At 35.4% G+C, this 10,111-nt stretch carries 10 protein-coding genes and 1 pseudogene; 6 read left to right on the top strand and 5 right to left on the bottom strand.

Annotation, left to right across the window (positions count from 1 at the left end; translation table 11 throughout):
• Positions 1-131: 131 nt before the first annotated feature.
• From ACQKMD_RS20930 to ACQKMD_RS20920, 3 genes are all read right to left on the bottom strand, one after another.
• Complete coding sequence (locus ACQKMD_RS20930) at positions 132-788, bottom strand: GAP family protein (RefSeq protein WP_427754424.1); 657 nt, start codon at positions 786-788, stop codon at positions 132-134.
• 13 nt (positions 789-801) lie between these two features.
• Positions 802-1,551, bottom strand: a complete 750-nt coding sequence (locus ACQKMD_RS20925; protein WP_427754422.1) for a MerR family transcriptional regulator — start codon at positions 1,549-1,551, stop codon at positions 802-804.
• 112 nt (positions 1,552-1,663) lie between these two features.
• Entirely contained in the window at positions 1,664-1,807 is a 144-nt protein-coding gene (locus ACQKMD_RS20920) for a hypothetical protein (RefSeq protein ID WP_427754420.1), read from the bottom strand.
• Between the two features lie 182 nt (positions 1,808-1,989).
• Between ACQKMD_RS20920 and ACQKMD_RS20915 the strand changes: the two genes are divergently transcribed.
• On the top strand, positions 1,990-2,658 hold the full coding sequence (locus tag ACQKMD_RS20915) for a DUF4097 family beta strand repeat-containing protein (RefSeq protein ID WP_427754418.1): 669 nt from the start codon (positions 1,990-1,992) through the stop codon (positions 2,656-2,658).
• A gap of 246 nt (positions 2,659-2,904) precedes the next feature.
• Here the strand turns inward: ACQKMD_RS20915 and ACQKMD_RS20910 are convergent, their stop codons facing one another.
• Positions 2,905-3,447, bottom strand: coding sequence for a GNAT family N-acetyltransferase (locus tag ACQKMD_RS20910; protein ID WP_427754416.1), 543 nt, complete (start codon positions 3,445-3,447; stop codon positions 2,905-2,907).
• A 1,185-nt stretch (positions 3,448-4,632) separates the two neighbouring features.
• Entirely contained in the window at positions 4,633-6,978 is a 2,346-nt protein-coding gene (gene helD, locus ACQKMD_RS20905) for an RNA polymerase recycling motor HelD (protein WP_427754415.1), read from the bottom strand.
• A 109-nt stretch (positions 6,979-7,087) separates the two neighbouring features.
• On the opposite strand from helD, the gene ACQKMD_RS20900 reads away from it, so the two are divergent.
• The 5 genes and pseudogenes from ACQKMD_RS20900 to ACQKMD_RS20880 form a co-directional block, all read left to right on the top strand.
• On the top strand, positions 7,088-7,729 hold the full coding sequence (locus ACQKMD_RS20900) for a TetR/AcrR family transcriptional regulator (protein ID WP_427754413.1): 642 nt from the start codon (positions 7,088-7,090) through the stop codon (positions 7,727-7,729).
• Between the two features lie 218 nt (positions 7,730-7,947).
• Positions 7,948-8,499, top strand: coding sequence for a recombinase family protein (locus ACQKMD_RS20895; RefSeq protein ID WP_427754411.1), 552 nt, complete (start codon positions 7,948-7,950; stop codon positions 8,497-8,499).
• Between the two features lie 22 nt (positions 8,500-8,521).
• Entirely contained in the window at positions 8,522-8,779 is a 258-nt protein-coding gene (locus ACQKMD_RS20890; protein WP_427754409.1) for a helix-turn-helix domain-containing protein, read from the top strand.
• A gap of 259 nt (positions 8,780-9,038) precedes the next feature.
• Positions 9,039-9,419 carry a DDE-type integrase/transposase/recombinase gene (locus ACQKMD_RS20885; protein ID WP_427754407.1) on the top strand — a complete coding sequence of 127 codons (381 nt, stop codon included), beginning with the start codon at positions 9,039-9,041 and terminating at the stop codon, positions 9,417-9,419.
• A pseudogene (locus tag ACQKMD_RS20880) lies at positions 9,400-9,678 on the top strand (AAA family ATPase); the annotation flags it as partial. The gene ACQKMD_RS20885 and the pseudogene ACQKMD_RS20880, both read left to right, overlap by 20 nt.
• Positions 9,679-10,111 lie beyond the last annotated feature (433 nt).

The following is a 10,111-nucleotide window of genomic DNA, read 5'->3' as shown; positions in this document are numbered from 1 at the left end:
AAGAAAAATTAGGCTACCTTTCGCCGAGAGAATTCGGAAGAAAGATAGCCTAATGAAGGTGTTTTATGTGTGTCCCAAAACGCTAGGTCAGTTCATTTTTTACCTATGTTTTAATACTTCGGTTTAACATCCTACAAATAATCCAGGCTATTATAAATCAGGATGAGTCCAACGATACACATTATCCATGAAAGTGCCGATCCTGTATTATTTGCAATTTTCATCCGAAGCTTTTTAAGAGGCTTTTGCATCCACCGACCAAACAGGAGATAGAAGAGAAACAGCAAGAGGGAAGGTAACACCATTATAAAATTATATCCTACTAATATAGAAGACCATTCTATCCATGATAGATTAGAAGTAGTCATTATGCTGATTGCTGCAAAATAAGGAAATGCTGTACCTACCTCAATTAAAGAAGTAGTGAATCCCAGTGCAACCATTGAAAGAATGCTTTTTGATTTTGGCACATGTGGACCTGAGTTTTTCTTGGTTGGAACATAAAAACTTGCGATAAACAATATCGCTCCAACAATAAAGACCGTCCAACTTACAATTCGATTTTGAAATACGCCAGAAATAATCTCAAGCAAAAAACTTAATCCTAACATAAGTGAAACTCCAACAGCAAAATAAAATCCTGCTACCGTCAATAAATAAACCAATAGACGTTTGATAAGTTTCTTTGTATCAGTTAAAAGTAAATACACTGTTACACCTATTGTGGCAGGGCTTAACGTATCCAATAAAGCCAGCCCCCCTATCAGGAGAAGTAGTTCTGTACTCATCATTCTTTCCTCCTTACTCCTGTTGAGTACTAGCTATAAAAAATGAATATGCCTGTTCCATAAACTCAAGTACATCTTGATCAATCGGATATAATCCCAGTTTATCTGATTGCTCTGGCGACATCCTTATTTCCCACAGCTTATCTAAAAATTCATCCTCACTTTCAAATTCCTCTAAGCGCTTTTCCTCCATTCTTCTAATGATATTTTGGACTTTGGATGCTTTTGGACCATCCTTAATATAACGCTTTAACTGACCTATCAAAGCAATCCATTCCAGTGAATCAGAACTGTCACTTGTCATATTGGGAACCTTTTCCCATAGCTTTATTTCTCTTTCTTTAAATACAGATTCGCGATAATACTGCTGTATTTCTTTATCTGTAGTAGATAATTGCATGATCTTCTGAATCGCTAACCAGTTTTCTTCTCCTTCTATCGCAATTCCGTGTATCATTTCCCGTAAAGATAACTCTATTTTCTTTAAATTTTCCTGTTCTTTTATTACAAAAGATAATTGACTCTTTAAACTATCCGACCAATCCCACTCACTGGAGGAGAGCATATTTTTAATCTCATATAATTGAAATCCAATCTTTTTTAAAAATTGAACCTGCTGTAGTTTTTTTATTTCATCATTCGTATATAAACGATGGCCGCCGTCTGTTTTAGATGCGGGTTTTAATAAGCCGATTTTATCGTAGTATCGCAGTGTTCTTACTGTAACACCTGTTAGCTCCCCAACCTTGTTAATGTGTATCAACTGGTAAACCTACCTTCCTTTACGTTAAGAACTTATAAGTAACAACTGTTTTATTCCTTCTATTTTATCATCTTCTTTTTCTAACTTGGGATTACTGCCAATCTTGATTCATTTATCCTTCTTTACGAAATAAATATTGAAGTAAGAATCCTGCTCCCAAGCCAATCAGTACACCGGGAAATGCATTATCCAGTATCAGGCCAATACCTGCGCCTATAATGACACATCCATAAATAACAATATCTCCTTGTTTCATTTAAAAACCTCCTTTTTCCTAATCTCTTTAGATTTTGCTAAAAAGTAGTTACTAAGAAGTATACAAAATGACGCGACGTCAGCTTCAAGTGTTTTTTTGACTCATATTATCAATCTATATAAAACTTGAAATTGACGGGGCGTCACCTTCTATAATGGTATCCAACGAGAGGAGTGTTAAAAATGAAGAAATATTTTATATTTATGTCGGTTATTTTTACTGTAATGTTTTTAAGCGCCTGTGCAAAAAGTGAGGGAAGTGAAGACATTCAAATGGCTCCACTTAAAGATATAGATAGTATTCACATCGAAAATGGAAGTATAAATTTAGATATAGTATCAGCGGATATAGACGAATTCGAAGCGTACTTACTTTTATACGACAATGGTCCAGGAATTATAATGGATAAGGGGAAACAAAAATTAACGATTCGAGTAAAAAATGATGTAACCCGTTTGTTTAAAATCGGTCGGATGCCCCAATTGGAAGTTCGAATTCCTACTGAATTCAAAGGAGAAATCATAGTAGACGGCTCCTCTGGTAACGTCGTAGGTAAGGAGCTACAAACGCACAACCTGAAAGTAAATGGAAGAAGTGGTAATGTGAAACTTGACTTCCTTCACTTTCAGAGTGATGTTTATGTTAATACAACAAGTGGAAATGTGGATGTTTCTTTGAATGAGGATGAACCAGATGCCACGCTACTCCTTAAATCCAACAGCGGGAGACGTTCAGTCGGCATTGTATTGAATGCTCATCAACAAGGCAAAAAAGAAACAAAAGGAACGGCTGGGAGCGGAGATTATGAAGTGCAGTTGGAAACCTCTTCAGGAAATATATCATTGAATTAATACAGGTATTATTTCAAAATTAAAAGATGTTATGCCACTAGGCATAAGTCGAGAAATTAGATAAGCATTAAATGAACATAAATGAGGTTATGTATAGTGAAAAAATAGAAATAAATTCGTTTAATATTATTGTTTTAAACATAAAAACCTTCCGACATTATAAATGACTGGAAGGTTTTTATGTTTAATTTAAGAGCTAAAACTTTCACACCTATAGGAGGTAAGTTCTTTTCAAGCAAATATACTTTAAAGATCTTCTTTTATGATGGAGTACATATATAAATCATCGAATTTGCCACAAGTAAATTCATAATGTCTCAGCAATCCTTCTCTTTTAAAGCCTTGTTTTTCTACAAGCTTTTGTGATGGAAGATTATTAGGTTCAATTAAAGCCTCAATTCTTTCTAACTGAAAGTGTTGGTAGCCATACTTAACAACAGCTTCTAAAGCTTCACTAGCTATTCCTTTTCCCCAGTAATCTTTACTTAATTCAAATCCAACTTCAGTTCGATAATGTTTGGTAAGCATATTAAGAAAACCACAACTTCCAATAACCTTACCAGAATCTTTTAGTGTGATTCCCCATCTAATTCCTGTACCTTCTTTGAATATAGAGTCATACCATCTAATTTCATCCCATACGTCATTTACCGTTTTGAACGGTTCTAATCCCATATGTTTAACAACATCTTTATCAGATAAATATGTAAACAAATCTTCAGCATCTTCTGTTGTTACCTGTCTTAAAATTAATCTTTTTGTTTCAATTATTGGAAATTCTTTTCCCATTGGATTCCTCTCCTCACAGGCTTTAATAATACATAAATATAAAATATACATAAACATAAAATTGAAATCGTATTTTCTAGTGTTTAACTAATTAAACACTAACAATTGTAAAAATCTCCATAACCCCCTTACTGTTCCAGTATAACGTATACCCTAAATTAATCAAAATTCTCTTAACAATCATTGATGATGTTTGTGTTCTGTATAGAACTTTTAAGAAGTAGTGCAGCTGTGCAGCTGGTGTGGTTCTTAGCATGTTTTTCTCGTTTTCATTATTATCTACACTAATTTTTAGATCTGGGGTAGGCTTATTCCTTGGATATTTTGCTTATGAAATTTATAGCAAGAAAGAAGAAAGTTATTCATAAAAACCTATCTTCCGTAAACGGGGGCTTTACTTCAACATTACATGGAGTGAAGCCTTTGTTTTCTTCAAGTAAAAGGGCAGCATTCCTGTAATGAATAAAATTAATTATGTAAAATCAATGAAGTTTGTGAAAAAATATACTTAAACTACCATGTAAATAAAATTCTGTAATTTAGGAAAAAAGGCAATACTTAAGAAGGCGCAGCTCATTCGTCTTTAAAAAAGGGGAGAGCGTCTAATTCAATGGAATATTGTAGGTAGATGGAATCGGTTAAGATGCTTCAAGGAATGCCGAACAATGGATTGTTGTCTCTTTCTATCAAAGTAGTCTTCACCTAAGTCTACATACATTTCTTTTCGTGTTAATAGGTAGTAAGATATTCGCAACATGGCATGTGCTACTACAATTCCTGCTCGTTTTTTGCCTTTTCGAGCTGCTGTACGCCTATACTGTCAATTTCGGAGTTATTTCGCACCCGTTTTAAGTGCTATTTTGCACTATAAGTAAATATAAAAAGGTCCCATTTCCCAGTATTAAAGTTAGGAAATTAGACCTTTTTTGTTACTTCACAAACGCGCCCTATAATGGAATAACTAAATATGATTTCAATTAGGGGTCCTCCCAACAAAAAGCGCAAAACATACGCTAAGTAAATTTCGATATATAGAAGGCCGATTTTTCCTACGCCAAGGAATCACCGGCTTTTATATTTAATCATAGAAAAAAAGCATCCGTGAACCTGTTGGGAATTAAAGTGGTGGAAGGCGATTTTTCTTTATTGAGAGATACGCTTAGAAATTCCTCATTTAAGTTGCACTTACTCCGTAATCTCATATGAATTTGCAGGAATTTCATTTATAAACGGACTCACTTTCCCTACTGAGAAAAGATGAAGCTCGTGCATGGCTCTCGTACATGCAGTGTAAAAAAGTTTTCTTTCAAATTCTTTTCCATATTTCACATCAGAAGCATCGTATATGATCACAGCATCAAATTCGATTCCTTTTGCCAAGTAAGCAGGTAAAATTAAGATACCTTTTTGATAAGAACTCGTACTATGTTCCATTTTCTGGATATTTAGTTGCTCACTCAATCGGTCATAGGTTTCACTACTTTCCTTTCCTGTTTTACATATCACTGCAATTGTTTCATAGTCTGCTGACTGTAGTTGTCGAATCTTCTGTGTTATTCGAGATTGGAGTGTGTCCAGATCCTTTACTTTCGTAAAAGTTGGCTTCAGACCATTTCTGTTAAAAGCTTCGATGCTTTCTCCTTCTTCTATAATTCGCTTTGTAAATTCAACGATTTGTCGAGTTGAACGGTAGCTTTTCGTTAATACCACTTTATCAAAACTTTCTTCTACATATAGTTCGCTTGATAGTAAAGTTGGCGCATTTAGAGTATGGGCATAAATCGCCTGATTAAAATCACCTAGAATTGTCATTCGACAATAAGGAAAAAGTTGCTTAAGAACAAAAAACTGAAATGGTGAATAATCCTGTGCTTCATCAATCAATAAATGGCGTATTCTTGTGTTTATTCTTTTTCCCTCAAGTTTATCTTGGAGATACAAATAAGGTGCTGCATCTTCATACGTCAGTTCTTTTTTCTGTAGCTTTTTTAACGTATATGAACAAATTTCTTCCCAATCTTCAGGGAAAGTATCATTAAGCTGTTGGTGTATAGTATCTTTCTGTTTAAACAATTGGCTGTAAAGCGCTGCTACATTAATAAACTTTAGTTTCTTTACAGCTGTTCGTATTGGTTTAAAGTGTTTTTTGACAATCATTTTAGCTATTTTCTTTTGCTCCTGTTCAAAATCGTCGAACGTATTCTCAGAAAATCTGCCTTCCTTCAGTAGCTCACTATAAACTTTTGTATACTCTTCAAGATCTAGCAGGTCACTCTCTTCTATCACGCAATCCTTGGTTCTCTCCAATTTTTCTTTCTTTACTAGCTCTTTTAAAAGCCATTCCTTTACTAACTGCATACGATTTGGAATGGAGATAGATGCATCTAGTGAATAAAAATAGCTTTTAATTTGTTCAGCTCTAATCAACATTTCTCCCCGGAAAGAAATATTTTTAAAGATAAGGTCTTCACTCGAGAGAACAACAACATAGGAATCAATCAAAGCTTTAAAATCGATACTTGCTTTATACCGTATTCCTTTTCTTCTTGCAGGATACATGTTATGTTCCTGACATGTAAGCATATATTCCATTTGCGTAAACGGATGTTCAAGTTCAAATTGTTTTCCAAGACGCTTTTCTACATATTCTTGGAATGTGAGCTGCTGCATATTGTCCTCCCCTAAATCAGGGAGGACAGAAGCAATGTAGCGATTAAATAAAGAATTAGGTGAAAAAAGCATAATATTTTCAGCCGTGATCTCGTTCTGGTAGCGATACAGCAAATACGCAACTCTTTGAAGAGCTGCAGAGGTTTTCCCACTTCCAGCAACCCCTTGTACAACTAAATACTTGCTTTTAACGTTACGAATGATCTGATTTTGCTCTTTCTGAATGGTAGCAACAATGCTTTTCATATTGGTACTCACGTTATTGCCGAGAATTTCTTTCAAAAGTTCATCGCCAATGGTAACACCTGTATCAAACATCGTTTTGATTTGCCCGTCTCTCGTGATAAACTGACGCTTTAACCCCATTTCTCCTTGAATTATCCCTTCTACTGTTTCGTACTGGGCTGGTCCCGGAGAGTAATCATAATAAATACTGGAAATAGGGGCTCTCCAATCATAAATAAGAAATGTTTCCTCATTTTCATCCATTAAACTTGCAACTCCAAGGTACACATTATTTGTTGTTTCCTTCCCATTTTCGAGAAAATCAACTCGGGCGAAATATGGAGAATCTTTTAATCGAGATAAGGTCTTCCTCTGCCTATCTAGTTGACGGTGCGTTCTTTCCCTCTCGGACAGCATCTCCGCCTGCTGTCTAATGCTTGATAAGGTTTCACTAGCATCTTCAGGATTATCTAAATTAATTTTCACATCATCCCAAAATGTTTTCTTTAGATGAATGACATCTTTTTTTAATCCACCAGAATCATGATCCAATTTAACCACTTTTTTATCAATTTCTCTTAAAACAATACGGATGCGCTCTTCTTCATACTTTCGCTCTTGGTTTCCATTCGTCATCTTTTCACGCTCCTAAAGATGTTAAGTAAACACATAATACATCATTGACCGACCGCCGGTCAATGATGTATCTTTAAAAGACGATAATATGTCTCAAGGGGGAAATTCCATGAAAAGAATCGTCAAAAAACCAGAAGAAAGAAGAAGCGAGATTATTTCCGTCGCAAAAGATCTGTTTTCATCTAATGGGTATGAGAATACTACGATTAGCGACATTATTAAAAAAGTCGGAGTTGCAAAAGGCACTTTTTATCATTATTTCAAATCAAAAGATGAAATTGCGGACGCAGTAATTCAAGACTCCATTGATTCAAGTGTTCAATTGTTTAAACAAATTAATAATAACTCCGAATTAAAAGCAATAGAGAAGTTTATAAGCATCATTCAATTTTTTTCACAGGAAACATCAAACCATTTCAAAGATGGATTAATGACTCATTTACATCACAAAGAAAACGTTCTTCTACATCAGAAAATGAAAGTTGGCATGATAAAAGAGTATGTACCAATTATTTCATCTGTTGTGAAGCAAGGAGTAGAAGAAGGTGTATTTCACACGGATTTTCCAGATGGAATTACGGAGTTTTTATTAGTCGGACTTCATTTTATGCTTGATCCCAGCCTTTTCACATTGACTCACGAACAGCTCATTGCCAAACTTGATGCGATTAACGAGATTTACGAAAAACTATTAGGTGCTCCAAAAGGAAGCTTCCCTTCAATTAAACAATATTTCGAAAAGTTGTATTGATTTTATAAATTACATGTAATCGAAATGTGAATTTTCCTATGTAAGCAATGTTCAAAAAGTCGTCCTTTTCTGAACACGTTGCTGTTCGGTTTGAAAAGGACGTTTTTTATTACCATAAACGTCATAAAACCCTGTTCTGTATTCTACGTCCAACAACCTATTGAAATCTATCTTATGTTACAATGACTTCAAAGGAAAAATAGAAAAGAGTGATTTTGGTGTTAATTGGATATGCACGTGTGTCAACAGGATTACAAAATTTGGATTTGCAGATGGATGCGTTAACGCAGTATGGTTGTTTGAAAATTTTCCACGATAAAATGAGTGGAGCAAAAAGACAGCGCCCCGGTTTAGAGGAAGCACTTCAATATGCACGTGAAGGTGATACGATTGTTGTTTGGCGTTTGGACCGACTTGGACGCAACATGCAAGATTTGATTCATATTGTGAACAGTTTAAATGAACGAGGCATAGGCTTTCACAGTCTGCAAGAAAATCTGACAATGGACAAAAGTAACGCAACGGGGCAATTAATGTTTCACCTGTTCGCAGCCTTTGCAGAATTTGAACGTAATTTGATTGAGGAACGCTCGGCTGCAGGACGATCAACAGCAAGAGCGCGTGGTCGTCTTGGCGGACGACCAGAGAAATTTGGACCAAAAGATATTGAAATGATGAAATCTCTAATTGAAAGTGGCACACCGATTAAAGATGTTGCTGAAAAATGGGGCGTGTCTCGAACGACGATTTATCGCTATTTGGAAAAATAATAAATCGGAAGGGTTGATATCTATGCAGAATGAACCTCCTCCTTTAACAGCTTATTCTGAAGAACAGCGACAAGCAGCTATAATTAAGTATAAAGTCATTGCGCCGTACCTTCGCTCGGAGAAAACATTGACTATCATTATAGAAGAAACTGGCATTGCAAAAAGAACGCTACAATACTGGATTCGTGACTATAAACAATTTGGGTTAAAAGGGTTAATTCGAAAAACAAGAAGTGATGGGCAAAATGCATTTAGAGACGGAAATTGTCGTATCCATTAAACAACTAATTTTGAAGTACAGAAGAAATTCACTGACGTCTATTCATCGGATGATCTGTGAGCAATGTCAGAAACAAGGCTGGCAACAACCGAGTTATTATCAAGTGTATACGGTATCGGAGTCTCTTTCGCAAAGCTTGAAGAAGTTAGCGCATGATGGCCAAAAATAATACGAAAATCAATATGATTTAATTCATCGAAGAGAAGCAAGCTATCCCAATGAGATTTGGCAAGCTGACCATACATTACTCGATATTTTTGTGTTGAATGAAAAGAGACAACCCGAACGACCTTGGTTGACGATTATTTTAGATGAGTACAGTCGAGCAGTCGCTGGCTATTTTTTAACCTTCCAAGCACCTTCTGCCATCCAAACGGCACTCGCTTTGCATCAAGCCGTTTGGCATAAACGAAATTTAGATTGGGCGATTTGTGGAATTCCTGAACAGTTTTATACCGATCATGGCAGTGATTTTACATCGAATCATTTAGAGCAAGTGGCCATTGATTTGAAAATGAACCTCGTTTTTTCAGCAGTAGGTGTTCCAAGAGGTCGAGGGAAAATTGAACGCTTCTTTCGAGCATCAACCAATTGTTTTTACAAGACTTACCGGGTTATGCCGTATTGGTTTTGCACATGAATTTCAGAAGCTTAGTAAAGACGAGATGCACCATATCTTAGAATACAAATGGGATGAACTCGGTATCTCAATTAAAAAAGAGGACTTTTCCGATTATGAGGCACTCACTAATATCATGAAAGTCACAAACGGCAATTTTAGACTAATTCATCGGCTATTTACTCAAATTGAACGTATTCTTGAAATCAATCAACTAACATCCATTACCACAGCAGTCGTAGAAGCTGCACGAACTAGCTTAGTAATTGGACGTAAATAATGACGAAACCCAGCTAATCTTCTAATGTGAAGGTAGCTGGGTTTTAGAGTAGAATGTGCAAAATAACGCTTAAAATAGGTGCAAAATAACTCCTAAAGTGACAGGGTGTTTTCTGATAAAGTGATGATTAGTACCGTAAACGACCGTTTGTGGTGCTAATTGTAAAGAGATACATGGATATTTATGTTAAGTTTGGATAGGGTAAAGGTTTTGAAGGAATGTACTTACACTAACGTCGCAATTGAAGAGTGGTCTCTGATTATTAATCAACAATCAATCCATTTTCATGCATAGCAAGAGAAATTATTAGCAAACGAAATAAATAAAAAATTTATAACTGAATCAATTTCATAAATCGTATTTTTTTAGAGCACAGACTACTCCCATAGTGCAAAATCTGTTTTTAAAAATTAAGCTACGTTTGGTTGTTCAC

The sequence above is a fragment of the Viridibacillus sp. NPDC096237 genome (assembly GCF_050278625.1).
GTDB lineage: Bacteria > Bacillota > Bacilli > Bacillales_A > Planococcaceae > Viridibacillus.
Note: the sequence above shows the minus strand (reverse complement) of the source record. Positions and strands in the feature narration are given on the sequence as shown.